This window comes from Bacillus cereus group sp. MYBK15-3 (assembly GCF_051916765.1).
Classification (GTDB): Bacteria; Bacillota; Bacilli; order Bacillales; family Bacillaceae_G; genus Bacillus_A; species Bacillus_A cereus.
Window position 1 is genome coordinate 183,803 of the sequence record NZ_JBQAHG010000003.1, and the last position, 26,803, is coordinate 210,605.

A 26,803-nucleotide genomic window follows, 5' to 3' on the forward strand; every position below is an offset into this window, starting at 1 on the left:
TTGCGATATATACTCGGATTAATTTATTCTAGGGAGGTTACAAAATTGGGTAAGAGAGTCATTATAAGAGTTTTTACATTATTATCAGTACTGGCATTATTCCTTAATGTATTTTTACCTAGGGCTAGTGCAGAGGTTATGACGCATGAGAAATATTCAATGGACTGGAGTTATAGTAATAGTCTGGGTAAGTACATTCGCACTGAAATGATTAAAAATTCAAGTGGTCAAATTGCTTATTGCTTAACCCTTGGATTAAAATCACCAAATGGTGAAGATCTTCCTGAAATGGGGAAAACAGATAATGTAGTATATAGAGTCTTATTAAATGGTTTCCCACAAAAAAGTGCTGAACAGCTGGGAGTAGCTAATAAAAATGAAGCGCATTATGCAACGCAACTTGCGGTTTGGAATGCATTAGGTCAACTCGATGTAAATGAATTAAAACATGAGAATAAAAATGTTGAAAAAGCAGCTAAGACAATTATCAATGCTGCTAATAATAGTGGGGATACGCAAGATATTTATATGAATGTTATCCCAGCTGAAAAACAAAAAGCAGAATTAAAGGGTGAATTCTTCGAAACGAATCTATATACAGTACAAACAAATGCTAAGGGTGGTTCTTATAAAGTAGTAGCGAAAAATGCACCTAATGGAGTTAGAATTGTTAGTGAAAATGGAGAAGTGAAAGATCAGCTTTCAGTTGGAGAAAAATTTCGTATCCAAATTCCTAAGAATACAAAAACGGGTGAATTTAATTTAAGTGTTGCTGCTAATTTAACTAAAGTTCAAGCAATTGCTTATCGTGGTACGGATACTGTTCAGAATGCTACAGTACTATTAGAGAGAAATGAAGAAAAGCTTAGTAGTGATCTTGCAGTAAATTGGGAAGCAGCTGGTTCTTTAAAAATTAAAAAGGTTGGAGAAAATGGAGAAGTTTTAGCTGGTGCAGTATTTGAGGTCTTTAATGCAAATAATGAATCAGTCGGAAAAATCACGACTGGTGCTGATGGTATGGCAGAATTAAACAACTTACCAATTGGTACTTACACATTAAAAGAAATTAAAGCACCAACAGGCTATGTTTCAGATGATAAACCACAAACTATTGAAGTTAAGACAGGGGAAACAGGAGCTGTCCAAATAGTAAATAACAAAGTAAAAGGTAACATCGAAATTAAAAAGCTTAGTGATTCAGGAAAGATTTTACCAAATGTTGAATTCACAGTCTTCACTGAAGATGGAAAAGAAGTGAAAAAAGTAGTAACAAAAGAAAATGGAATTGCAAACGTTGAAGATCTTACGTATGGTAAATATTATTTCTTAGAGACAAAAACACCTAATGGATATATTGGAAATAAAACAAAGTATCCTTTTGAAATTAAAGAGCACAATAAAACACTTACTTTTACAGTGGAAAATACCGAAGTGAAAGGTAGTGTAAAATTACTAAAAGTAGATAATGAAGATATTAGTAAAAAATTAGAAGGTGCAGCATTCGAGCTAAAAGATGCAAGTGGAAAAGTAGTTGGGGAATATAAGACAGATAAAAATGGTGAGATTAACGTCAAAGATTTAGCGTATGGTAAATATTCATTTGTAGAAAAGGCTTCTCCAAATGGTTACGTTCTTGTTAAAGAACCGATTATGTTCGAAATAAAGGAACATGGAAAGGTTATTGAGTTATTGGCAGTTAATCATCTTATCAAAGGTGATCTAGAAATTACAAAGGTAGATGTAGCTGATGGAAATAACAAGCTTCCAAATGCAGAATTTACGATTTATAACGAAGCAGGAAAAGAAGTAGTAAAAGGAAAAACAGACGATAAAGGAATCGCTAAATTTGAAAAGTTACCATTTGGAAAATACACATATAAAGAAACTGTTGCACCAAACGGTTATGTATTAAATGAAGAAACGTTTTCTTTTGAAATTAAAGAGAATGGTCAAATCATTAAACACGTTGTCAAAGATGAGAAGATTCCTTCAATTAAAACAACAGCATCTGATAAAAAAGATGGTACAAAAGAAATGCACACTTCTAAGTCTGTAACAATCCAAGATAAAGTGGAATTCAAAGACCTACAAGTAGGTAAAGAGTACACTTTAAAAGGTAAATTAATGGATAAAAAGACTAATAAACCATTCGTTGTAAATGGTAAAGAAGTAACAGCTGAAACGAAGTTTACACCAAAAGAAGCAAATGGTTCTATTACATTAGACTTCACATTTGATGCAACTGGTTTAGAAGAAAAAGAAGTAGTAGTATTTGAAGAGTTACTGAAAGACGGAAAAGTTGTTACGACACATGCTGATATCAATGATAAAGATCAAACAGTTAAGTTCGTTAAGCCATCAGTAAAAACAACTGCTACAAACAAAGCTGATGGTGGAAAAGAGATTCATTCAAAGGATTCTATCACAATCCAGGATAAAGTGGAGTACACTAACTTAGTTGTAGGTAAAGAGTACACTGTAAAAGGAAAATTAATGAACAAAGCTATTAACAAACCATTACTAATTGATGGTAAAGAAGTAACAGCTGAGACTAAATTTACTGCAAAAGAAAAGAACGGTTTTGTAACATTAGACTTTACTTTTGTTGGTGCTGAACAGCAAGGAAGAGAAGTAGTTGTGTTCGAAGACTTATTACATGAAGGGCAAGTAATTGTAACTCACGCTGATATTAACGATGTAGGTCAAACAGTTCGATTTGTAGAGCCTTCTATTAAAACGACAGCTACAAATAAAGCTGATGGTTCTAAAGAGTTAGACGCTTCTAAAACTGTAACAATCCAAGATAAAGTGGAATACAAAGACTTAATCGTGGGTAAAGAGTACGTAGTAAAAGGTAAACTAGTGGATAAAGCAACAAACAAGCCATTATTAGTTGATGGTAAAGAAGTAACAGTAGAATCTAAGTTTACTGCTAAAGAGAAAAATGGTTCTATCACACTAGATTTCACATTTAATGCTTCTGTATTACAAGGTAAAGAAGTAGTAGTATTTGAAGAACTGTATCAAGATAATATATTAGTAGCTATTCACGCTGAAATTGAAGATAAGGGACAAACAGTGAAATTTAAAGAGGGAAAATCGGAACAACCAAAACCAGAACAGCCAAATTCAGGTAAAAATACGCCAACACCAGAGCAACCTAACGAGCAAGTAAAAGAACAACCACAACTTAAGAAAGAAATTCAATCTAAAATTGGATGGTTACCGCAAACAGGTACTAATCTTACAAGTTGGATCTCTATGGCCACAGGAGCATTACTGTTAATTGTTGGTGGAGTGATTTTCTTAAAACGTAAAAATGCATAGAAATTAAAAAATAAGCACATCTGTTTTTATAACAAGATGTGCTTATTTTTATCATTTTAGCCAAGAAGACTCCTATATTTAAGCGTGAATGGCATTTAAAATAGCAACTTTATTTGTAGTAAACAATACATAATTTTGTTTTACTGTTTTAATTAAAATACGGTCTGTTGTCCCATAAGCTGTTCCAATACGTATTACATCTACTTCTTCAACACCAGCATAGGTAGCATCTTCGGTAACCTCAATCACATCACGTAATGGAATTGTAATCTCCGCCAATTGCCATGAAATAATTAACTCTTCATTCGTTTTTTTTACATTAATGCCTAGCATTATACCAAGACCTTTCAATAATAATAATATGCTACACTTCTAATCTTATTATATAAATTTTTAGATTATTTATCTATATATAGGAATAGAATTTATTTCTATTTGTGAGCATCTTAATGATGTCAAACAAATAGAAGGATATAAAGTCTTTCTATTAAGAAATATGTTAAGAACAAAATTTTACTTCAAATTAATATGAATTTGATATGGTTGAGATATTATGAACGAGAAACAGTAAGAGTTGCAGGAAGGAAATGAATAATGAGACTTACATTAGTAGGGATTTTCATTTGTGTAATTATGATGTTAGGTATCTTTATAATTTACACCAATCAATCTATTGGTAAAGAATCAGATAAGATGAACTATGAATCTCGTGAAAACTTCATAAATAAAGAGAAAGATAGTAGAGGAAAAAGGCAATCAAAATACAATGAAAGTTCTTTTGCTAGTATACAGGCTGTAGTTAATAAGGAATATGGATTACCCGAAGACTTAGTGGACAGGATTGTTACTGCATTAACAGATAAACCTAATGTGTAAATTATTCAGTGTTTATGAATTCTATTATTACTATTTAAAGCCTAATTTCTCAATGTATTGTAGAGAAATTAGGCTTTTTTTATCAATTCATTAAAGTTTTTATCATCCAAGGACTCAAGTTAATGATTATATTTTCAAGTATTCGTTTTGAGCTACATAGATATAGTTTTCGTTGCAACTGTTTGTTGAAATATTTTATCATGCTCAACAATAACCATTGTGGGATTAAATTGTTGAATAAGTTCTTCAATCTGCATGCGGGAATAGATATCTATAAAATTTAGTGGTTCGTCCCATATATATATATGAGCTTTTTCACATAAACTTTTAGCGATAAGCAGTTTTTTCTTTTGTCCACCAGAATAATGAGATATATCTTTTTCAAATTGAATTCGGTCAAAGTCCATCTTACTTAGGATGGACTTAAATAAGGTTTCATCAATCTTGTGCTCTTCAATAAAGCCTGATAGCGATCCCTTCAAATGAGAAGTATCTTGTTGGACATAGGAAATGATGAGTCCTGTACCTAAAGTAACTAAGCCTGTATGCTGTATCGGATGTCCTAGAATTAGTTTTAGGATACTACTTTTTCCGCTCCCATTCGTTCCATCAAGTACAATTCGGTCACCTTGTTCAACTATGAAGCTAATCGGCTCATTCACAATTTGATCATTGTACTTAACGGACACGTCAACTAAAGTAACCAATTCATTTGATTTAAATTGCAATTGTTCCAATTTTAATGACTCAGTTTTTTCCACATTTTTTAGTAATTTTGATTTTTCCTCAATAGCTTTTTGTTGCCTTGATTCAAGGTTTTTTGCTCTTTTCATCATCTTGGCTGCTTTATGTCCTACAAATCCCTTATCCAACTTAGAGCCTGAATTCCTCGTTCCATTTTTTGAAGCTTCCACGTCATGAGACCAACTTGCTGAACGTTTGGAAGACTGTTTTAATCGCCCTATGTCTTTTTGTAGACGCTCATTTGTAGCCTTCTCGTGTTCTTGCTGTCTATCAAAATTTAACTTCCAAGAAGAATAGTTACCACTTTGAACTTCAATATTTGCTCTATTAATAGATAGGATATGGTCAACGCACCCATCTAAAAAGATTCTGTCATGTGAAATTAAAATAAATCCTTTTTTCTTCCTTAGATAATCGGAGACTATCTTTCGTGCATCTGTATCTAAGTGATTTGTTGGTTCATCAATTAATAGAAATTGACCCGCATTTAAAAACAGTGCAGCAAGCAACACTTTTGTTTGTTCCCCATTTGATAATGTTTTAAATGGTCTGTACATGACCTCAGCATCAACATTTAAATAGGATATCTCACGTAGAAGTTCCCAATCTGCGGCTTGGGGACAAATTTCTTCAAGGATTTCATGAGTGAATTTGTTCTTATCTGAAACAGAGTAGGGGAAGTAATTGAATTCTACTGAAGCAAGGATTTTCCCGCTATACTCATAATTCCCTAACAATAAATTAAAGAATGTCGTTTTACCTCGTCCGTTTCTACCAATAAATCCTAGCTTCCAATCCGTATCTATTTGGAAGTTTACACTTTCAAAAATATTATCAAAGCTACCTGGGTATGAAAAAGTTAAGTCTTGGACCTTTATCATTGACATAATAATTCCTCCTTTATATATCGAAACGTTTCATATAAAGTCGGAACATCCATCCATTTTTTAATTCCTCTATATAAGTTTGATGGATATTAACGACTTATATAGAGCATTACATGTGTAACAATAGTATCTGAAGTACTCATTTTTCTCGCTCCTTTATTTGTGAAGTACATTTAACAATTAGTAAGTTTCAACTAAGACAAACGGGAATAAAAAAATCCCCCAATTTGTAATCGGAAGGATTAGTCTTTCGTCTATACTTAATAAGTACTTATTAATCATTTGAATCATGACAAATAAAGTATGAACTGAATTTTAAAAATGGATAGACTAACCCTATATTTTGTAGTTTGAAGTTATAAAATTCAACTTAAAATATAAATTAGTTAATCATTATTCATCCATCATTCCTTTCATAATTCTATTTTTAGAGTAACATTCTTTTTAGGGAGATGCAATATTGGCTTCAATTTCATCTAATTCTAAATCATTTATAATTCTTTGAGTAAGGAGATAAAACTTTACCGCCCTTTTTATAAACATCACATTTTTGTTCAATAGGTCATGTCTTTTGTCCGTTAAAAAGGGAGGATATGAAATTGACATCAACTTTTTGTGTAACTATAATAGTTACAGTTGGTTTCGTAAACTAATTTGAATTTCTATTTTAATGATAGTATATTTTCATTCCTTTTTAAGTGTGACAGATAGCAACTATAATCCAATAGAGGAGTAGATTCTATCTCATATGTAAAGAGTAGATAAGTTGTACCCGCCAAATTTACGATGCTCAAATACTTAAAAAATTACATTTTTCAGCTTATCCTTTTTAGAATCCTCAGTATTGATAATTGTAAACATCTACAAAAAGTTAATAAGATTGTTGTGTGTAGAAAGAAATCTTTTAAAAAGGTCATAATATGGATAATAGATAGCACACATTTTAATTAGTAGGACTTGTGCCACCATCAAGCCATTTTTTAATAAAAGTATAGAAAAATCAAGAAGGTGAATCCATTGCGTAAACATGTATATGTGCAATTTTATGTATTGATATTGGCTTTAATAACTTATATAAGCTTTTGCTTTATATTTTTATTTGTTTTTCCGAATCATTATTTCGTATCAGATTTTAATATCCGACTATCATCTTTAGTCGTTGAAACTACTGTATTTATCTCATTACTGTATTCTATATTATCCCAAAAAATTAAGTTAGGAGTATTCTGGGTTTGCATTACTATTGCAATAGGGTGTTTTTTGATAGGAAATTTCATATCCGCTTTTCAAGTACTTAATGTAGAATTACCAATACAAAATTTTAATATTTCTGATGTATTTCTACTGTTTTTCTTATTCTTCTTTCTTTTTGCGTTCTTTTATAAAATTATGATGGAATGTAACAAATGGGAGAAAGCGTATTTACTTTGTGATTTATGCATTGTTGTTACTGCTATTTTTACATTAGAGTGGTACCTATTTAATAAACCATCTGCAAATATTTTATTCTTATCAATTGGAGATGTTTTTCTCTCATTTATTTTTCCGATTATAGATTTATTGCTTCTATTACTTGGAGTTACACTGATCTTTCGACCTGCTATTTTCAATGCAAAAAGTAAATTGTTTATTTTTATCCTAGTATTAACTGGATTGGCTATTACGGACTATTTGTATTTTTACTTACAAGGTGATTTGTCAGAGCGTTCAGTTATATTTTTAAGGTGTTTGTATAGAGTTTTCCTATTATTTATCGCTATTGCTGCTACAATCCCAAAGAATACTTCTTCTAAAAGAAATTATTTTATTATTAATCCGACATTTGGAGAGAAACTTCTTGGTATATTCCCTTATCTTGCAGTTGCAGTCTTAATTGGCTTTACTTTGAAAGAGCAAACTTCTTCAGCTACATTAATTACGGGAAATTGTATTGCTTTTGTATTTGTACTGATTCGTCATACAATCGTACGAATGCAAAACAAAGAGTTAACTAAAACATTAAAAGTGTTTAATAATCAATTAGAACAAACAGTATCTCAAAGAACAAGGGATTTAATAAATAAATCTAATGATTTAGTAAAAAATCAAGAGAGATTTAAGTCATTATATGAGTATCATCCGGATCCTATTTTAACGATTGATTCAAACGGTATCGTATTAAATATAAACCAGGCTGGAAGTATGTTATTAGGAAAAGAAAGTGCTGCATTGATAGGGAAAGAGTGCTTCTCTATTTTTTTAGATGAAGATAAATCTGAATTGGAAGCAGCTATAAAGAAAGGGAAACGATGTAGTTCATCTTCACTACAGTTACGTGTGAAAAATAACAATGAGAAAGATATACTCTTTTGGTATGTCACTATAGTTCCTATTATGATAGAAGGACAAACCTTTGGGAGCTATGTAATGGTAAAAGACATAACAAGGATGAAACAACAACAGGAAGAGATAAATTACCTTGCATTCCATGATACGGTGACGGAGATTGGAAATCGTATATTCTTCCAACAAGAATTAGATAGATCTATTAAGCGTGCACAAAAAACACAGGATAAGTTTGGGCTCCTGTATATTGATTTAAATCGCTTTAAGACTATTAATGATACATTGGGTCATTCGATTGGTGACAAGGTTTTAAAAGAAGTTGCCAAACGTTTTAGGACATGTCTGTCACCGACTATTCCTCTAGCAAGAATAGGTGGTGATGAGTTTGCGATCATTGTCCATAACCAAACAGAGCAACAGCTATTGGATTTGTGTAAAACTCTATTTCGTATAACTGAAGAACCATTTGTAGTAAATCAGCATAGTTTTTACTTATCTCTTAGTATAGGAATAGCAGTGTATCCATTTGGAGGAATAAATACTACTACACTTTTACAACACGCTGATATCGCTATGTATAGCGCAAAGGAAAAAGGTAACAATGCTGTTTGTATGTATGACGAGACATTATCTCAAAAAGTAACTCGTCGATTACGATTAGAACAGGATTTACCAAATGCAATTGAAAATAATGAGTTGTTTTTATTGTATCAACCACAAATTGATAGTAAGGCAGGTAAGGTTATTGGTGCAGAGGCTTTAATACGTTGGCAACATCCAGAGCTTGGACTGATTTCTCCTTTTGAGTTTATACCTATCGCAGAAGAAACGGCGCAGATTATTTCAATTGGGAAGTGGACGTTACAGAAAGCGTGTCAACAACTGAAAGAATGGCATTCTGCGGGCTTTTCAAATCTAAAGATGGGGATAAATTTATCAGCTATAGAGTTTGAACAGAAAGATTTTGTTCAAACCATTATATCTACCATAGAAGAGATAGGAGTACCTGCTAATTCGATTGATTTGGAATTAACAGAGCGAATAGCAATGGTAGATGAAAAGGAAACCTTATCGAAGTTAAAAGCATTAAAATCATATGGTGTACATTTATCAATTGACGATTTTGGTACAGGTTATTCTTCATTAGCGTATCTGCCTCTTTATCCAATTGATACTTTGAAAATTCCAAGAGAATTTGTTAATAGGATTGGAACTTCTACTGATGGAGATGAAATTATACAAACCATTATTTCACTTGCTCATACTTTAAACATGAAAGTGATAGCAGAAGGGGTAGAAACGAAGGAACAATTAACAGTGTTACAACGTAATGCATGTTATCTAATTCAGGGCTATTACTACAGTAAACCTGTAAATGAAGATGAATTTATTGGTTTTTTAAGTACAATACAAAATGAATAAGTGAAAAATCAGTATATGTATGAAATAAAGTGAAAAGACGATCTATCCATATGGATTTGAACGTCTTTTCACTTTATTTTCAGTAGTTATGCAGCAAGGTTTCAGCCTTTGAAAGTAAAATAAGTATCTATATTCCTTGTATTTAGGGCTAATGGGATATGAGGTGAAAGTTGCTTCTTGTGAAACCGCATTAGGGACAGCTCGTATATTCTTAAAGCAATTTGAAAAAGCGGAAGAACATTTCAATCGTTCCATTGACCTTTTGCAAAAACATAATGAAGAAAAATTGATTTTAATAGTAAGGCATAATCTAGGACTATTATATGCAACTCAAAATTTATCTAAATTAGCAATTCGTCATTTATCAGAAGTCACAGAGAAGAATATTGCCCATTTTAAAGCAGTGTTCTTACAAGCGCGTGAACACTATAAGCTAAGAAAAACAAATATTGTAAAAGAACTTATTGAAAAAGGATTAGCAGTTTGTATGGAATTAGGAAATGAAGAGTATGTATATCATTTCAATATTTTACGTTCTCTTAATGAAGATGAAGCAATTAAACTCTTAGAAGAAGTGAAAAAAGTATTTCTTACTTCGAAAAGCAAGGTTTATGGGATTTCGTAGAAGAATATGCAGATCTAAAAAAGGAAGAAATTATACAATAATCACATGCTATCATTTTTAATAGCTAATTAACAAAAGGACTCCAATTATGGAGTCCCTTTGTTAATGGGATAATGCTTTAGTTTATCTAATTATAACAATATTTGTAAAAAAGTGCAAAGGGGTCCTAGTTTGGAGGGGGAATTATTTAATCTTTTTTATTTAATAAAAGGGATGATATTTAGTTATCTGCGCTTCTTAATTATGTTTTTTATCACAATTTGAAGTAAATTTCAGTTAATCTTATTTATTTTATAGGAATTATAAGTTATACTAAAAGTAGGTGCAAAATGTACCATTTGAAAAAGAGTGCATTGCAAAAAGGAATCCGTAAAGGATTCCTTTTTTGTTTCTTTTAAAATGAAGCAACGTTCTAATTATCTCTTTCTTTTTTTATGAATGAACTACCAATGTATAAATTTAAAAGGTATTTTTGGAAAATTGCCATATTCCTGTAACAAAACAAAGGTATGTTATGTGTGTTAAATATAAAGAGAAAGAAGGAAAAGTTGTGAAAAAAGTTTTGCCAATTGTTGCGTTATTAGGCATGATGAGTTTTGGAGTACAGGAAATGAATGTAAGAGCTGATACATACCACAAGGGCGATTCAAAAATTAGTTTTTGGGATTCGAAAAGAAAGGGTACTAATTTCATGAATAGTACGTCATTACCTGAAAACTATAAAAGTGCAAAAGAAGCTAATATTGAATATGTACGTTTAGCACCTGATAAATGGGCAAAAGATAAAGATTTTCTATTTGAGGATAAACCAGATACTTCTGGAAAGGATTTTCTGATAGGTAATGCAGATAACTATCGGGGATTAGTAAAGGAAGATCTAGAAAAATTAAAGGCGGATTTAGATGCCGCACAATCACAAGGAATGAAAGTCGTTCTTACAATGTTATCCTTACCTGGTGATCGATGGCGCCAATTTAATAATAATAAGAATGACGACAGAATATGGGAAGAAGAGAAGTATCAAGAACAAGCAAGTCAATTTTGGAAGGACCTCGCTCTGGAACTAAAAGATCACCCCGCGGTGGTTGGTTATAATATTATAAATGAACCACATCCAGAAACAGCTAAAAATAATAGATATAATGATTTTTGGACGGAAGATTACGAGAAATGGTATGCAAAAGTAAAAGGAACGACAGCTGATTTAAACAGATTTTATGAAAAGGTGATTAACTCCATTCGTGAAGTGGACAAAGAAACACCGATTATTTTAGATTCAGGTTTATATGCTACTCCATGGGCCTTTAAATATTTAAAACCAGTAGAGGATAAAAAAACACTATACGCATTTCATATGTATGAACCATATGAATTAACGAGCCAAGGTGAAAAACAAAACAAGGAATATCAATATCCAGGATTAGTAAAAGTAGGGGATTTAGAGAAACCTGTAATGTGGAATAGACAGGGATTAGAGAAGTTTTTGAAGCCAATTCAACAATGGTCTAAGAAAAATCATGTACCATCTAATCGAATTATTGCAGAGGAGTTTGGAATTAACCGTACTGTTCCAGGTGCTACCCAATACATGCAAGATCTTATTTCTATCTTTAACCAAAAAGGATGGCATAAATCATTCTATGCATTCCGTGAAGACACATGGACAGGGATGAATTATGAATTGGGAACAGAAAAAATAAAATGGGATGAAGAGGGTAAACCGATGCGTCAAGATAATTCACTCTGGGATGTAATAAAAAAAGATTTACAAACGCGTAAATAGTTTAGAATATTAGGTTTAAGGACTAAATATAAGCATCTAATTCAAATAGAATTAGATGCTTTTTATTTCGAAAAAAGGTGGAGTTGAATTAAAGGTTCCATCTTTTCTTTTGCATAAAGAGTACCAATCAGGTTTATTTACAACGAAAAATAAGATTTTTAGAGAATAGCTTAGAAAAAATTGTGGAGGTTTAAACAAATGTGGTCACAATTGTTTAAACCTTTAAAGTAAAATGGAAGTTGGACAGTTGCTATACAGGCAGCAAATTTACAATATGTTTCGGCTGAGCCTTCGGGAAATATAATAGCAAATCGTAATGCAGTTAATGAATGGGAGAAATTCGAATTAATTCCGACTGGGGAATTATATACGTACGCTTTAAAAACTAAAAGTAATGGGAAGTATGTTTTGTTTGAGCCAAATGGTAGAGTAGTAGCAGATCGTACATCAATTGGTGCATGGGAAAAGTTTATCTTATATAATGGTGGAGACAATAGGATATATGTATTACAAGCACTAAGTAATAGTAGATATATATCAGCAAATGGTGGTAGAGAATTAACAGCTACTAGTTATGTAGCTGGAAGTTGGGAAAGATTTGTTATTGTATACTTCTAAACTTTGAAGTGTTATATATCTAAATGATAATGGCATGTTTAGTTGGTATAAATACCTAATACAATAAAGTTTTAAGCATGTAATACAAGTGTATATTAACGTGTAAAAGGGCTGCAAATAATTAGCAGTCCTTTTTGCATGGACTTACTGAGGTTATAATGAGAAGAAAAAGAACCCTATAGGGTTCTTTTTCAAGGCATATTAACAGTAAGGAGAATCATGAAATGCTACTTCAAATCTTTATTAGGGGAAAGATTTTGAAAAAGCTTAACATGTATTTATTTTTACATAAATGTAAGATGTAGTAAATTGATAATGTTTATACTTACTATTACTAATATTCAATTAAGATAGTTAATACTATTTATATAGTGTTAACTGGTGTATAGTACAGTATAGATTTAGAAATTTAATATTAGATTACATTTGTTAAAAAAGTTAATAGATATATTATTTCAAATTCTAACTAACATTTAAACGGTTTTAATTGAAATTGGTTGTGTATTAACCTTTATAAGCCAATAAAAGTAAATAAAATAAACAAAGACCCTGTAATAAATACAGGGCCGGATACAGGGTTAAGGGAACGCATAGTTTCTTAATATCATAGTAGCATATGTTCTTTGTATAGCTACATGAGGATTTTGACAGAATTAAGAACAAGACAGAAAATCTGTAAGAAAGCAAATATAGTGCTGGAAATGTGATTTTAAATTAAGCTATAGGTATATTGAAATGGATGAAAACTCTTGAGTACCATGATTAAATTGCCTTTAATTATGAGGTTTAGGTTAGAGGGATAATTGGATCTTACTGAACAGAAAAAATGTTTTTTAGATTAAAAGAAGAAAAGACACCTTTTGGTTGTCTTTTCTTTAGGTAAACAGTTCACATATTGCTGAATTAGATACGAAACTATAATTCGACTACGAAGTAAATCCTAACATAATCTGAACAGAAAAAATATGTAATATTATATTTTTAGTTTTTAATTATTTTATTCAATATAGAGAAGCAACGTAAATAAAAGGGCATGCAGTCGTATCTGCAGCCCTTTTTAGGAGGAATTCAAGACACCATTAGGACACGTATCGGTAAACAGGTTCAAAAATAGTATGTGTGAAAAGAAAAAGTCCTATACCAAAAGTAGACAGGATCTTATCTTTTTTACATTTTTAAAAATGAAATGCTGTCCTTTTGAAATCAGTACAGCACACATTTGGTTTGTAATGAAATTAGAAAAAGTATACATGAAAATGGCAGACAACTATTTTGTTGCCTGCCGGTGCCAGTGGATTGAATGAGTTAGTCAATTCAATAAATTGTGCTATCTCATTACCAGAAGAGTGAAGCCGCTAGTTCAAACGGCTTAGACATAGTTTGTCTAATAAAGAAAAAATTATGAGTAGAAATTTTGTTTGCTCTATATGAAAAGATAAATAGATATTCATCAGACAAGGATAATTTAGCATATCTTGAATAGGGTGTAGGAACGAATTAAAGAAAGGGATATTTGTTTAGGAAGGGACTGACTCAGGAGTGGGACTTTCGGACAGGGTTTGGGGAGCGGTGATTGCCTTTGGCGTTGCGACTAATATCGTTGCTTGTATAATGGCAGTATACATTCAAAAATATGAGCTAATGATAAATCATCTTACAAATATTTTATTTTTAATAATTATCTCTTTAACGTTTATAAAGATGAAAATTAACAGATGGGTGGCTTTAGGATTTACATTAGTTGTAATAGAGAAAGGTATTAAAGCGGGCTATGACTTCTACACACATAATTATTATAGTGTCAGTTGGAGTTTAGCTATCATTGTCTATTGCATATACGAGATGGAAAAGTATCATATTGAAATAAACGAATAGGCGCAACAAAAAGGTGTTAGTAGGTGGAATTCTTTTTAAAATACTATAAAAAAGACACTACAAGAGTGTCTTTTTTTTGAAAATACTCTATAATTAACTTTGGGGAAGGTAATGTTAGAGTATTCGTTTAGCATTATCTTTATATTTGATAAACCATGAAATCGAAAGATTTTGTGGTTTATTTTATGAACAATAGATATTACAGTATTGGCAGTGAGTTATTAATCATTTTAAGCATTAGGGGAGAATGGATTAAAAGTCTAACATCGAATAACGGTTCCGGAATATAGTGTTGCGAAATGATCTCCCATATCCCAAACGGTACTTGCCTGTATATAGCCCTTAAAGCCTTCTGAAGAATAATAAATCTTTTTTGGTATACTTTCTTTAGTTTGGAAATGTGCTTTAGAGTACTTTACATAATGGTTTTTAACAACTTTTGCTTCTGGAACAATAGTGTTTTTTTGTTCCAATTTTGGCCTAGCACTAGAAGGTGGTATGAATTTTACATTGTCTTGGTAATTAGGATCTAAGGTGTCAGCTTGTACACTGTGTGACGAAACAAAGGTGCTTAGACTACTTCCCGCGATTAAAGTTGCAAATACTAACTTTGAGAATTTTGTTAATCTACTCATTCTATAATCTCCTTTTTATTATTTTGTAAGGTATCTCCTTACACCTCACAGTCTATATCCACTACAAAAGGGTGTACATACATATTGATAGACAAAATTCTACAAAATACCGCATGTTTTTGGGATTTATGTATAATAATCCAATGTCTAATAATCTATTAAAAGTAAAAAGGTAGGTCTTATATAAAAGAAAATGAATAATTTATGCAGGTAATGTATATGGGATTATTGTTTAAATATTCTAAAATGAGTTGATAAAGATGTTGGTAGGTTTTTTGGAAAACAAATAATTCCCTAGGTGAAATTTGGAAGGAAGATTCTCTGTTAGAGTTTTTATAAGGGAATTCATTTTCGTAGATTCAAAATGCAAAAATAACTAAAAGAGCAAGTGTTTCAATGGGTAAAAAGCTATGTTGAGTCTTTTTTCTCTGTCGGTGGTCGTCTAATCAATGAAATGACGGATGCTTATGATAGTTTGTGTCTAGCAACATTCGCGTATAAACGAATGAATTAAGAAAAGGGTGAAATATTGGATAACTCGAAATGGATGCCTTTAAGTAATGTTGATGAGGAAATTTGGATAGGAGCAAGAGTTAGGTTGTACAATGTTGGTATGAATAGAGAAGATAAAGAAAATAATTTCTATGAATATATTATTTCTTATATCTACGACAACACTAACTACTTACAACTAACTAATTTAACAACAGGAAAAGCAGGTTATATTATTTGTGTCATTGAAAAAGAATTACCAAATAATTATGCTTTGGGCAGAACATTAAAGCGAAGAATAGGTTTAGAAAATACCTATTTTAGATTTGAATAATCAACAAATAAGGGAAGCACCAACTCTAAGGTGTCTTCCCTTATTTTATACTTTTTATCAATAATCAATATTAATAGAGCCTAAATAAAAAAGTGAGAAAAATGATAAACACTCTTCTCACTTTCATCAATTAGGGTGGCATATACATAAATATGCGTTTGGGTGGATTTTGGATGAAAAATCCACATGCATAGTATAACAAAAAAATTATGGCTTTTCGCATGTAATATTGCATATGAAAAATAGTAAAATTTTAAATTTTAATATTAACAACTTATATATATGTGTTACAATGTAATTCTCTAATTTATTTTATTCTCCTATTTAGAATTTATAGTTTAGTGATTCAATAATACAAAAGTGGTTGTAATAAATAGATAAAACGATGAAATAATACAGTTAGAATGGTTAAAAGGCAGTTAAATATAAGTATTAAAAGAAATAAATTTACTTATTTATGTTTAGTGAATGTATTATGGTAAGAATTTCATCCGATTGGATTAGCGCTAAACTAGATTTTTATCCAAACAAATCCAATAATTATTTTTTAAATGAAGTATATGTTGCATCAAGTTTATTTGGAATAATTCGTAGTCTAATAATTGCTGAATCTAGAAAAATAACATATTCGAAAGGAGAGCAGATAAAACTCTGTCTGTGAAAATTAAATCTCTAAATTATAAAGTAAGGATAATAGGATGTAATTGTGGTTTCATTTCGAATGGTACCATAAATGAATGTGGAAAAGTAAAGGAGAAAAATTTAAATAAACTATATAAGTAGTAAAAATGAAAAGGAGAAGTAGCTAGTGTTTAATATAAAAGAAAGATTGGAGCAAATAAAGCTTAAAACGAAGTTGTCTATGGCATTTATAGCAATATTAATTATACCAAGCCTTATCGTAGGAGTATCATCTTATAATAAAGCAAAAACAGATCTTAATGAAACAATTCTACAATCAGCAAAAGATAATATAAGTATTTTAGATAAGATTGTTGATGATGAATTAGAAAATAAGCATACAGATATCACTCATTTTGCAAAGGTACTCACACAAGGGGATTATAATCCTGAACAATCGCAAAATGTACAGAATAAATTTGATCAATATATACAGTTACATCCAGAGATAGAAACGATTTATACGGCATCCAGTAACAATCAATTTATTCATGCACCTGTTGGAAAAATACCAGAAGGGTTTAATCCGTTAGAAAGTAGTTGGTATAAGGATGCAGTAAAAGCAAATGGAGAGATTATTGTTTCATCTCCCTATAAATCAAAGTCTACAGGAAATATGGTAATTGCAATTGCAAAGCAGAATGCAGATAAAAGTGGTGTCATTGGCGTAGATTTGAATATTAAAGATATCGTAAAAACATCCAAAATGATAAAAATTGGGAAGCAAGGATTTGTATCTATAGTTAGTCAAGATAAAACTATAGTTGTTCATCCATCACTAAAACCTGGAGAGAAATTAGATAAAACTTTAGTGGATGAATTGTACAAGACAGAAGATGGAGTAATTACTTATAGCCTCAATGGTGAAGATCGAAACATAAGCTTTAAGACAAATAAAAAAACAGGTTGGAAAATAGCTGGCGTAATGCCTACGAAAGAAATTGAAGAAGCTACCAATCCTATTTTTTATAAAACGCTCACTATAATAGGTGCTTCATTATTGTTAGGTGGAATTGTAATTCTATTCATACTCAAATCTATAATTACTCCACTAAGACAATTAGTCATTTCAGCTCAAAGAATTAGTCAAGGAGATTTAACCGAGAAAATAGATATTCGTTCAAAGGATGAACTTGGTCAATTAGGTGGTAGTTTCAATACAATGGCAGAGTCGTTACGTAATATTATTTCTCAAATTAACACATCTGCAGGACATGTAGCTGCGTCTTCTGAGGAACTAACTGCTAGTGTAGAGCAAGCAAGTGTTGCGACAGAACAAATTACAAAAGAGATGGAAGAAATCTCGAACAGTGCAGAGGTTCAAAATAATGAAGTTGAGTCTGGAGCTGAATTAATTGGTGAGGTAACACGAAATATTCAATACGTAGCTGAGAATGCTTCTGAAGTATCGGCTTCATCCATATACACTAAACAAAAAGCCAATGAAGGTGAACAATTAGTAGAACAAACTGTAACACAAATGCAGTCTATCCATCACTCTGTTTCTCAATCCGATAATGTCATAAAATTATTAGATAAGAAATCACAGCAAATTGGCAGTATATTAGAAGCGATTCAAAATATTGCGGAACAAACAAATTTATTAGCATTAAATGCAGCGATTGAAGCAGCTAGAGCTGGGGAACAGGGGAGAGGGTTTGCAATTGTTGCTGATGAAGTTAGAAAGTTGGCGGAGCAATCATCCGAATCTTCAATGGAAATTGGAAGTTTAATTAAGGAAATACAAGCAGACGTACATGAGACTGTAAAAGCTATGAATGAAGTAGGCGTAGAAGTACAGTCGGGAATTAAGGTTGCGAATGATACAAAACAAAGTTTTTATGAGATTTCAAAATCTGCAAATGATATTGTATCAAAAGTGCATGGTATGGTAGAACTATCAAATAAAATGACAACTGATGCAATGAAAGTTGATACATCGATTGATCAAATAGCTATGGCTGTAAAAGAAAATTCTTCAAGTATGCAAACGATAGCTGGTTCATCTGAGGAACAACATGCTTCTATGGAAGAGATAAATTCTTCAGCAATACAATTAGCACAGATGGCGGAAGAACTTCAAGAGTTAATTGGTGGATTTAAGATTTAAGTTGAGATTCTAGGAGAGAATGCTAGAATCTTGTTACAGAGTGGAAATGAAAAATCTTATAACATAGTAAATAAGTATAATATGTACTCTCTATGCGTATTGAACAGGCAGATAAGCCATTTAAAAACCCTCCATTTGGAGGGTTTTTAAATACATTTACATTAAATTTGTGGTGGTGCACCACTATAATCGCCAACACTATATGAAGGAGCAGGATAATGCCCATGAGTAGCAAGCTGATCTGTTTTAGAAAACTGAAAAATTCCCACCGTTAATACCCCAATAAAAGCAATGCCTGATAATAATAAGCTAATTTTTTTCATTATTTTAACACTCCTTTTGCGATTGATTTTTGTCTTGCTTGATAACAAATATGGAAATAGTCACTTACTTTTTGGTGGTTCTCTAATTGTCTACATTTTGTGGCAAATAATTCGGCGTATTCGACAACATATTCCCATAATTCTTCTTCCTCAAAGTATAAGATTCCTTCTTGAATGATTTTTTCTAATTCTTCCAATGGAATATTTTCGTTTAATTTTTTTAAAATAGAGAAGTGGTGTGTGTATTCTTCGTTATGAATTTCTCTGCAAATCTGTAGACCCTTATCAATGAGTTGGCTGGCCGTTGATTGTTCTCCTAACTTATAATGTTCCTTAGCTTGTAGGAAGATGGCCTTGAAGTGTGTAGGGATTTTCTCTGTTACTTCTGAAAGGTGACGAATAGCTAAAGTAGACATACTTTGATCAGAATACAGCCACCCCATAGTATTTTTTACGTATAACAAGGAATCTTCTTCCCTATTTTTTTGTAGTAAATCAATTGCACAATGTAGATATTCTTCTGCTTGTTCGTACTGTTTTAAATAGATGCAGCAACCACCTAGCAAACTATTACAAAAGGCTGTTTTTACTTCATAACCTTCGTACTTTGAAAAGATTGCTCTCGATTTATTTGCGTATTCGATAGAAGCGAGATTGTTATAGGTATGGTGATAGAAAGTAGCAATTCTATAGTAAAATTCGGCGTGTTCAATTTCATCTGGTATAGCTACCAATATTTTTTCTGCTAGTTTATAATGTTCCTCTGCCTCAGTATAATTTGATATAAAAGTGGAATGAATGGATTTGAAAAAATGATAATAGAATTGTAGAAATTGATCTGTAGGCATATCATAATCGCTAATAGTATCAAAACTATTTTGTTGAATACCAAGGCTATCTGTTAAGACCTTGTAACGAAATTCGAGTAGTGAATAGTATAGTAACAAATTTTGATCCTGATGCTCTTGATTCGGTTCAATGCTTAACTTATTAATTTTTTCATCAATTTTCTTTTTTAGATTAGTAGCTTTTATAACTTGCTGAGATAGCATAGATCGATACCAGTCGTTCAATAGAGAGGTTAATTGCTCATTTCCTTTTACTGAGACACTCATAATATACGCCCCCATTTTCTAAAAAAATCCTAATCCAATTTAATTATAAACATCATAACAAAATAGAAGAAAAAATGGAGTGATATTACAATATTTTTCAAGAAAATTCATAAAAAACAATCAATTTGTGTCGAATATACGTAGAATAAAACATCCAAAAATAATCAAAAGATGATATGAGTCTTTATACGTTCTATTAGGTGAACTAAGAAACTGTGATTGAAGATTTATGAAATCTCTTTTTCTTAAAACGATCAATTATGTGTTAATTTTTAGATAATGTAAAAGGTGAAACAGACTATGTCATTATTTGTAATAGTAAAATTATCTTATGTATGGTTTTGTTTTATTTTATCATTTTAGCCAAGAAGACTCCTTCCTCAAGGAGCGTGAAGGGTCACAGTCCAGTGAGTAGGCGGGAGATGAATTGGCCTCGAACAAGAGATGGCAGGAAGCCATCTTAATTGTTCGACATATAGAAAGTATTACTCTACTATCTATCGAATATACGTTTGGTGTATAATAGTCATATACCGAAATGGAGGTGAATCAAATAATGATTAATAAAGCCTATAAGTTTCGTATCTATCCAAATCAAGCACAAGCAATTCTAATCAACAAAACGATTGGGTGTTCTCGCTTTGTATTCAATCATTTTCTATCCTTATGGGATCACGCATACAAAGAGACAGGAAAAGGCTTGACCTATGGTATATGCTCTGCCAAACTACCTGCCATGAAGAAAGAGCTTGTTTGGCTAAAAGAAGTGGATAGTATTGCGATTCAGTCGTCTGTTCGCAACCTTGCGGATGCTTATACGCGCTTTTTCAAAAAACAAAACAGCGCACCGCGCTTTAAATCTAAGAAGAACAACGTACAATCTTATACCACAAAACAAACAAATGAAAACATTGCCGTTGTAGGGAACAAAATAAAGTTGCCGAAACTAGGCCTTGTTCGATTTGCCAAAAGCCGTGAAGTACAGGGACGTATTTTAAATGCTACGGTTAGACGCAACCCTTCTGGTAGATATTTTGTGTCACTATTAGTTGAAACAGAAGTACAAGAACTTCCGAAAACACATTCTTACATTGGAATAGATGTAGGACTAAAAGATTTCGCTATTTTGTCAGATGGAACACACTATGAAAATCCGAAATTTTTCCGATCATTAGAAGATAAGTTGGCGAAAGCACAGCGTGTTCTTTCTAGAAGAATGAAAGGATCTTCTCGCTGGAATAAACAACGAGTAAAGGTAGCTAGAATTCATGAATACATATCAAATACTAGAAAAGATTACTTGGACAAAATTTCAACTGAAATCATCAAAAACCACGATGTTATCGGTATAGAGGATTTGCAAGTATCGAATATGTTAAAGAATCATAAGTTAGCAAAAGCAATTAGTGAGGTATCTTGGTTGCAATTTCGATCAATGTTAGAATACAAAGCAAAATGGTATGGCAAACAAGTCATTGTCGTATCGAAAACATTTGCTTCCAGCCAATTATGTTCTTGTTGTGGATATCAAAATAAAGACGTTAAAAATCTAAACCTACGTGAATGGGACTGTCCTTCTTGTCGTACACACCATGATAGGGATATTAACGCAAGTATCAATCTAAAGAGTGAAGCGATAAGGCTTCTAACCGCAAGGACTGCGGGGTTAGCCTAATCAATTAGAGTTCGATAGAACTCTTTACTTAGGAATCCCTCACTTCTAAACGAAGTGAAAGTGGGGGTAGTTCAAAGAAGATGTACTATATTGAAGATTTGTTCTTATTGTTGATTAAAGGGAAATTTAAGAATGGTAAGGGGAAAGTGCATAAAAGAGAAAGTCTCCTTTATTTATTCTGAAAAGATAATTCAAAAAGCTATTTGTGTATAGAATAAGCTATGCATAAATTCATCAACATTGGTGATAATAAATAAGAGAATCAATATATAAGCATAAACTTGTTAAAGCTCAGTGTAATTCTATAAATAGTAGATGTAATCATCTGAAAAATAACATTATTTACTTTTCGAGTAGGATAAGTAGAAAAAAAAGGAAGTTTTTCTTTGAAGAAAGCTCTTTTGACAGGAATAGATTTTTTCATAACTAGAACAAATAAATTAATAATCACATATACTGTATTGTCGTTAAAGCAAGACATTATTTTCTCAGAACAAGGGAATCACTAGAAAAATACGTGATTCCTTTATTCTTCAATATAATGTCAATAGTTGATTTGAAATAACCGAAGAAATAAAATTTTTGTTAATGGACAATCACATAATTTTAGGTATAGTAGGTTTATAATTTAGACTATAAAAATTAATGTATCTTTTATTATTTTAACCAAGAAGACTCCCTCCATAAGGAACTCACAGCAAGTATGGGTAAGTGGGAGTAGTTCAAAGCATGCAATATTGTTTGATTTGGCTAATACATAGATTTCTCATCTCAGAACTGGTGTAAGAATTATAATGTTTATACCATTCTATTGTATTTTCTAAAGTCTGTTGTAGGGACCATTTTGGCTGCCAATTAAGATTGAATTTTGCTTTGCTAATGTCAAGGTTTAGTAAATTTGCTTCATGAAAATTTATTGGACCTATATTTTCTGCTGTCCAATCCCCGCAGCTCCAAATATCTAGTAAACTGGTCACTAATTTTTCTACTGAAACAATATTGCTTAGGGATGGCCCGAAGTTCCATGCTCCTGAAAAAAGGATACCATTATTTATAATTTTTTCTGTAAGGAGTAAATACCCGCTTAAAGGTTCTAGTACATGTTGCCAGGGTCTAATAGCAGTAGGATTTCTAATAATAATCTTTTTGTTTGATTCTAATGCTCGTATACAATCGGGAATAATTCTATCTATTGACCAATCACCACCACCAATTACATTACCAGCTCGAACACTTGCAATTATTTTCTTGTGTTGAGAAAATTTTTCTTCTGAAAAGTAAGAATTACGATAGGAAGAAATTAAAAGTTCGCAGCATCCTTTGCTTGAGCTATATATGTCATGGCCGCCCATAGGGTCAATTTCACGATAACCCCAAGGCCATTCTTTATTCTCATAGCACTTGTCACTTGTCACCATAATTCCTATTTTAGCTGATTCATGTAATCGAATTGCCTCTAGTACATTCATAGTTCCTACAACGTTTACCTCGTATGTTTCTCTAGGATATTCATATGAATACTTAACTAGAGGTTGGGCAGCTAAATGGAATACAATTTCAGGTTTATAATCTGTAAAAACCTTATTTAATTTATTAAAATCTCTAATGTCTCCACGAATATCAATTATATTATTTTGAAGGTTAGTAATGTTAAAGTTATCATTTTTATTTTTAGGATCTAATGAATATCCGATTACAGCAGCACCTAATTCATTCAACCATAGGGATAACCAAGAACCTTTAAAACCAGTATGTCCAGTAATTAAAATTCTTTTTCCGTAAAAAGCATTATTAAAGTTTTGGTTTAACAATTAGTCCACCTCCTTTAGTACCCTATTTTTAGGGGGTTAGGTATAAATGTTTATTATTTTTATACCAATTAACAGTTTTTATAATTCCTTCTTCAATATTAATTCTAGGTTCCCAGGAAAGAGAGTTTTTTATTTTTTGCACATCCGCTTCAGGAACCCATCTTTCATTTGTTCTAGAGGAAATTGCACCGTAATTTGGTCTGGAATTGGTTTTCAAATGTTTGAATAATAATTCTACATAATGTTTCAAGGGGTGAATAGTGCCGCTCCCAATATTAAAGATTTCATTTTGTACAGTAGTATTTTCTACTGCTAGGATACAGGCATCTATTACATTTTCTATATAACAATAATCTCTTAATTGATTACATAAAGTTAAATTTACATCTTTGTTTTGTAATACTCGCAAGATTATATAGCTAAAAATTTTATGCGGCTCTTCGCCTTCTCCGAATATGCCAAAAGGTCTTAATGTTATAAGATTAATATTGTTTTCGCTAGCAATTTGATGGGCCAGTATAGTAGCAGCAGCTTTGGTACTTCCATAGATGTCCACAGGAGTTAGTAACATATTTTCATGAATAGGTTCCATCTTGTTACCGTATTCAGAACTACTCCCAAAATTGATGATTTTTTTACAATTCACCAATTTTGCTGCTTGAATAATGTTACAAGTCCCTATAACATTTGTTTCTATAGCATGGATGTAATCTGTATGGGCAGAATTTACACCATAGGCTGCCAGGTGAAAGATATAATCGGGATTAATTTTCTTTATTGCATCTTGTACTTGTTTTTTATCTCGTATATCTATTTCATAGGTTTCAATATATTTTAGAATATCCTTTAGTCTCCAAGAGTTTGATGGTGTTCTTATGAAAAGAACAATTTTTGCTTGTAAATTTAAAAGTCTTCGTGCCAAGTGAGAACCAATAAAACCGTATCCACCAGTAATAAGGAAAGTTTTATTTTTAAATGAAGCAATCATAGTGATAATCTATCCTTTATTAAGATGTATTTTTAGTTGCTGAAATAAATAGATTTATTTTTAAATAAGGAAAGTATCAGTCTTAATTGTGATGAGGGGAGGGGTATTTAAAATAATTTTTTATTGTTGTTGTATCAATTTGGTCAGCAAATAAAGAGGAGGGAGATTTTTGAAAAGTATTATGAAGGGTATGACATGTCTTGTTCAATTGTTCAATATAAGGAATGTATATATAATCTAAAACTGCTGGAGGTAATTCTAAAGTTTCTTGTTTCCATAAATCGAACTCATTTGGATTAATAATTTGCATACTTCCAAAATGAAAAGCTATTAATTCATCTTGATCAATAAAAACTTTATTATCTGTTTTGGATATAGAACTGCTATTTAAAATGACATTCCAAGGTGCTGCATCAATACCTTTATGAGTCATGATTTTTATATTAGAAAAGATGTTAGGAATGTGATTTAAATATTTTTGGTCACCCCATCTATTCATTTCAACATCATATTGATTATTGCAATATTCTAGGCATTTATCTTTCCACCATGTTAAAATTTCTTTACTATTTTGATCATTTTTGAAGCCTACTAAACCAGCTTGGTATATACCGTGTATGCTTTCAATTTCAGTAGAGCTTCTTTGAGGGCAAAGGAATACAGAGTACTTCCACCATTCATCAAGAATGATATTAGGTGCTGTAAAGAAATACATATCAGCATCACAATATATAATGTGATCAACTTCCGGATAAAGACTAAGGACATGTAGACATAGGGGCGCTTTTAATGTCCAACAATACTCTTGTAAACTTCTATCATTTTTTATACTGAGGAGTTCATGATTTTCAATTTCTTTTACCGGAATTAGTATGGCGTGCTTTAATTTTAATTTCTCTAATATTTGATACGTTAAATCATCCATACAACAGATCCATACAGTAAATTTAGCGTTGAAATTTTCTAAGGAATAATAAGAGGTCAATCCTTGAATTAATCGTTCTTTACTTATAATCATGGAAAAGTTCATAAAATGATTGGATTGATTCATTTTTCTTCTTAATTGTGAATCTTTATATAAAGTTTGAGCTTTATTTATATCTTTTTTACTTAAAAATTGTTTAGTATCTTTATTGAATTTATCCTTTAATTGCTTTAAAACAAATTGAATTCTCTCTAAATACGGAGTGTAAATATGGTTTAATATATTATTGGGTATTGAAATTTCTCCCAAAGACCAAAGATCAAAATCATTTTCAGTAAAGATAGTAATACATGCAAAATGGTAAACAACTAGTTTGTCGTTTTCAATAAATATATCGTTTTTAGTCTTGTCAATTTTATAATCGTTATTATATATACAGTTCCAAGGCGCAGCATTTATACCTAAGTTATTTGAAATTTTTACTTTTGGAAAATATATAGGGATATAATCTAAATACTTTTGGTCTCCAAATTTCCCCTCCTCAGCCTCGGCACTGCACCAATCTATACATTTATTTTTCCACCATCTTACACTTTTTAGTCCATAGAGATCATTCTTAAATCCAATTAGACCAGCCTGATATTTTCCATACATTTTTTCTACCCAATCACGATCTCTTTGGGGGGTTAGGAAAATAGAATGGTCACCCCATTCCTCAAAAATAATATTAGGGTCAGAGAAAAAGCATAAATCACCATCACAATATAGAATAGATGGTAAATCATAATTGACCAATAAATATTCTATCAAGACAGATTTTAAAGTCCAACAATATTCATTTACTTTTCTTTTTCTCTTAATTGCTTTTAATTCACGATCTTCCAATTCTTCAACTTGTAAAAGGTTTACATTAATTAAACTCATTTCTTTTAATAGTGAATATACAAAAGGATCTATACAACAAATCCACAATGTGAATTTTTCTGAGTACTGCATTAATGATTGCTGTAAAGCAATAATTTTCAAGACATACTCACTACCTACAATGACGCAGAAATGATTATTTAGATCATGTTGTTGATTATAGAATTGGGGATCAATTCTTTTTTGAGTATTTTTTTTGGAGAGATTTGAAGCTTTAATTCCTGTTGAAAGTGGGTTAACTATTTTCTCATTAGAGGGGATATACAATCGAGGTAAACTTATTTTTTTATCATTAGAGTTCAATGCTT

The 26,803-nt window shown here is 31.4% G+C and carries 17 protein-coding genes and 2 pseudogenes; 11 read left to right on the forward strand and 8 right to left on the reverse strand.

The window, feature by feature from the left end; all coding sequences use genetic code 11:
* Window positions 1-45: 45 nt before the first annotated feature.
* A complete protein-coding gene (locus tag ACTFR8_RS15065; protein ID WP_100619780.1) occupies window positions 46-3,327 on the forward strand; it encodes a VaFE repeat-containing surface-anchored protein in 3,282 nt (1,093 codons plus the stop codon).
* 78 nt (window positions 3,328-3,405) lie between these two features.
* On the opposite strand, the gene ACTFR8_RS15070 is transcribed toward ACTFR8_RS15065, so the two are convergent.
* Window positions 3,406-3,660 (reverse strand): SunI/YnzG family protein, encoded by a 255-nt coding sequence (locus tag ACTFR8_RS15070; RefSeq protein ID WP_000900695.1) that lies wholly within the window; start codon window positions 3,658-3,660, stop codon window positions 3,406-3,408.
* A 261-nt stretch (window positions 3,661-3,921) separates the two neighbouring features.
* Here ACTFR8_RS15070 and ACTFR8_RS15075 point away from each other — a divergent pair.
* Window positions 3,922-4,155: pseudogene (locus ACTFR8_RS15075) on the forward strand (hypothetical protein); the annotation flags it as partial.
* A 200-nt stretch (window positions 4,156-4,355) separates the two neighbouring features.
* Here the strand turns inward: ACTFR8_RS15075 and ACTFR8_RS15080 are convergent.
* On the reverse strand, window positions 4,356-5,834 hold the full coding sequence (locus tag ACTFR8_RS15080; protein ID WP_000061795.1) for an Lsa family ABC-F type ribosomal protection protein: 1,479 nt from the start codon (window positions 5,832-5,834) through the stop codon (window positions 4,356-4,358).
* A 1,017-nt stretch (window positions 5,835-6,851) separates the two neighbouring features.
* Here ACTFR8_RS15080 and ACTFR8_RS15085 point away from each other — a divergent pair.
* The 5 genes and pseudogenes from ACTFR8_RS15085 to ACTFR8_RS15105 all read left to right on the forward strand — a co-directional run bounded on the left by ACTFR8_RS15085 (window position 6,852) and on the right by ACTFR8_RS15105 (window position 14,482).
* Window positions 6,852-9,581 carry a sensor domain-containing protein gene (locus tag ACTFR8_RS15085; protein WP_033667177.1) on the forward strand — a complete coding sequence of 910 codons (2,730 nt, stop codon included), beginning with the start codon at window positions 6,852-6,854 and terminating at the stop codon, window positions 9,579-9,581.
* 151 nt (window positions 9,582-9,732) lie between these two features.
* Entirely contained in the window at window positions 9,733-10,206 is a 474-nt protein-coding gene (locus tag ACTFR8_RS15090) for a tetratricopeptide repeat protein (RefSeq protein ID WP_002026151.1), read from the forward strand.
* Window positions 10,207-10,720: 514 nt separating this feature from the next.
* Window positions 10,721-11,989 carry a glycoside hydrolase family 5 protein gene (locus ACTFR8_RS15095; RefSeq protein ID WP_002026152.1) on the forward strand — a complete coding sequence of 423 codons (1,269 nt, stop codon included), beginning with the start codon at window positions 10,721-10,723 and terminating at the stop codon, window positions 11,987-11,989.
* Between the two features lie 231 nt (window positions 11,990-12,220).
* A pseudogene (locus ACTFR8_RS15100) lies at window positions 12,221-12,607 on the forward strand (fascin domain-containing protein); the annotation flags it as partial.
* A gap of 1,539 nt (window positions 12,608-14,146) precedes the next feature.
* On the forward strand, window positions 14,147-14,482 hold the full coding sequence (locus tag ACTFR8_RS15105) for a hypothetical protein (protein ID WP_000524435.1): 336 nt from the start codon (window positions 14,147-14,149) through the stop codon (window positions 14,480-14,482).
* Window positions 14,483-14,742: 260 nt separating this feature from the next.
* Here the strand turns inward: ACTFR8_RS15105 and ACTFR8_RS15110 are convergent, their stop codons facing one another.
* The gene (locus ACTFR8_RS15110; protein ID WP_000088961.1) at window positions 14,743-15,117 is read right to left on the reverse strand and encodes a hypothetical protein; all 375 of its coding nucleotides are present in this window, start codon (window positions 15,115-15,117) and stop codon (window positions 14,743-14,745) included.
* A 388-nt stretch (window positions 15,118-15,505) separates the two neighbouring features.
* Here ACTFR8_RS15110 and ACTFR8_RS15115 point away from each other — a divergent pair, with 388 nt between their 5' ends.
* From ACTFR8_RS15115 to ACTFR8_RS15125, 3 genes are all read left to right on the forward strand, one after another.
* The gene (locus ACTFR8_RS15115) at window positions 15,506-15,631 is read left to right on the forward strand and encodes a hypothetical protein (RefSeq protein ID WP_001986371.1); all 126 of its coding nucleotides are present in this window, start codon (window positions 15,506-15,508) and stop codon (window positions 15,629-15,631) included.
* A gap of 33 nt (window positions 15,632-15,664) precedes the next feature.
* Entirely contained in the window at window positions 15,665-15,943 is a 279-nt protein-coding gene (locus ACTFR8_RS15120) for a hypothetical protein (RefSeq protein WP_252210028.1), read from the forward strand.
* Between the two features lie 808 nt (window positions 15,944-16,751).
* Window positions 16,752-18,734 carry a methyl-accepting chemotaxis protein gene (locus tag ACTFR8_RS15125; RefSeq protein WP_119781443.1) on the forward strand — a complete coding sequence of 661 codons (1,983 nt, stop codon included), beginning with the start codon at window positions 16,752-16,754 and terminating at the stop codon, window positions 18,732-18,734.
* 161 nt (window positions 18,735-18,895) lie between these two features.
* Here ACTFR8_RS15125 and ACTFR8_RS15130 read toward each other — a convergent pair whose 3' ends face one another.
* Window positions 18,896-19,057 carry a hypothetical protein gene (locus ACTFR8_RS15130; protein ID WP_000724109.1) on the reverse strand — a complete coding sequence of 54 codons (162 nt, stop codon included), beginning with the start codon at window positions 19,055-19,057 and terminating at the stop codon, window positions 18,896-18,898.
* Window positions 19,057-20,172: a Rap family tetratricopeptide repeat protein gene (locus tag ACTFR8_RS15135; RefSeq protein ID WP_000116962.1), complete on the reverse strand. Its 1,116-nt coding sequence runs from the start codon at window positions 20,170-20,172 to the stop codon at window positions 19,057-19,059. The genes ACTFR8_RS15130 and ACTFR8_RS15135 overlap by 1 nt, the downstream gene beginning before the upstream one ends.
* A gap of 556 nt (window positions 20,173-20,728) precedes the next feature.
* On the opposite strand from ACTFR8_RS15135, the gene tnpB reads away from it, so the two are divergent.
* Window positions 20,729-21,847 (forward strand): IS200/IS605 family element RNA-guided endonuclease TnpB, encoded by a 1,119-nt coding sequence (tnpB, locus tag ACTFR8_RS15140; protein ID WP_146738449.1) that lies wholly within the window; start codon window positions 20,729-20,731, stop codon window positions 21,845-21,847.
* A 722-nt stretch (window positions 21,848-22,569) separates the two neighbouring features.
* Here tnpB and rfbG read toward each other — a convergent pair.
* The 3 genes from rfbG to ACTFR8_RS15155 form a co-directional block, all read right to left on the reverse strand.
* On the reverse strand, window positions 22,570-23,658 hold the full coding sequence (rfbG, locus tag ACTFR8_RS15145) for a CDP-glucose 4,6-dehydratase (protein ID WP_000934339.1): 1,089 nt from the start codon (window positions 23,656-23,658) through the stop codon (window positions 22,570-22,572).
* Between the two features lie 28 nt (window positions 23,659-23,686).
* Window positions 23,687-24,646 carry an NAD-dependent epimerase/dehydratase family protein gene (locus ACTFR8_RS15150; RefSeq protein WP_000561952.1) on the reverse strand — a complete coding sequence of 320 codons (960 nt, stop codon included), beginning with the start codon at window positions 24,644-24,646 and terminating at the stop codon, window positions 23,687-23,689.
* Window positions 24,647-24,728: 82 nt separating this feature from the next.
* Complete coding sequence (locus ACTFR8_RS15155) at window positions 24,729-26,798, reverse strand: hypothetical protein (RefSeq protein ID WP_001087526.1); 2,070 nt, start codon at window positions 26,796-26,798, stop codon at window positions 24,729-24,731.
* Between the last annotated feature and the right edge of the window lie 5 nt (window positions 26,799-26,803).

Coding starts and splice junctions, on each gene's coding strand:
- ACTFR8_RS15120 (WP_252210028.1), top strand. CDS start 15,665: ATGCCTTTAAGTAATGTTGATGAGGAAATTTGGATAGGAGCAAGAGTT.
- ACTFR8_RS15070 (WP_000900695.1), bottom strand. CDS start 3,660: ATGCTAGGCATTAATGTAAAAAAAACGAATGAAGAGTTAATTATTTCA.
- ACTFR8_RS15090 (WP_002026151.1), top strand. CDS start 9,733: ATGGGATATGAGGTGAAAGTTGCTTCTTGTGAAACCGCATTAGGGACA.
- ACTFR8_RS15150 (WP_000561952.1), bottom strand. CDS start 24,646: ATGATTGCTTCATTTAAAAATAAAACTTTCCTTATTACTGGTGGATAC.
- ACTFR8_RS15110 (WP_000088961.1), bottom strand. CDS start 15,117: ATGAGTAGATTAACAAAATTCTCAAAGTTAGTATTTGCAACTTTAATC.
- tnpB (WP_146738449.1), top strand. CDS start 20,729: ATGATTAATAAAGCCTATAAGTTTCGTATCTATCCAAATCAAGCACAA.
- ACTFR8_RS15080 (WP_000061795.1), bottom strand. CDS start 5,834: ATGTCAATGATAAAGGTCCAAGACTTAACTTTTTCATACCCAGGTAGC.
- ACTFR8_RS15130 (WP_000724109.1), bottom strand. CDS start 19,057: ATGAAAAAAATTAGCTTATTATTATCAGGCATTGCTTTTATTGGGGTA.
- ACTFR8_RS15095 (WP_002026152.1), top strand. CDS start 10,721: ATGTGTGTTAAATATAAAGAGAAAGAAGGAAAAGTTGTGAAAAAAGTT.
- ACTFR8_RS15135 (WP_000116962.1), bottom strand. CDS start 20,172: ATGAGTGTCTCAGTAAAAGGAAATGAGCAATTAACCTCTCTATTGAAC.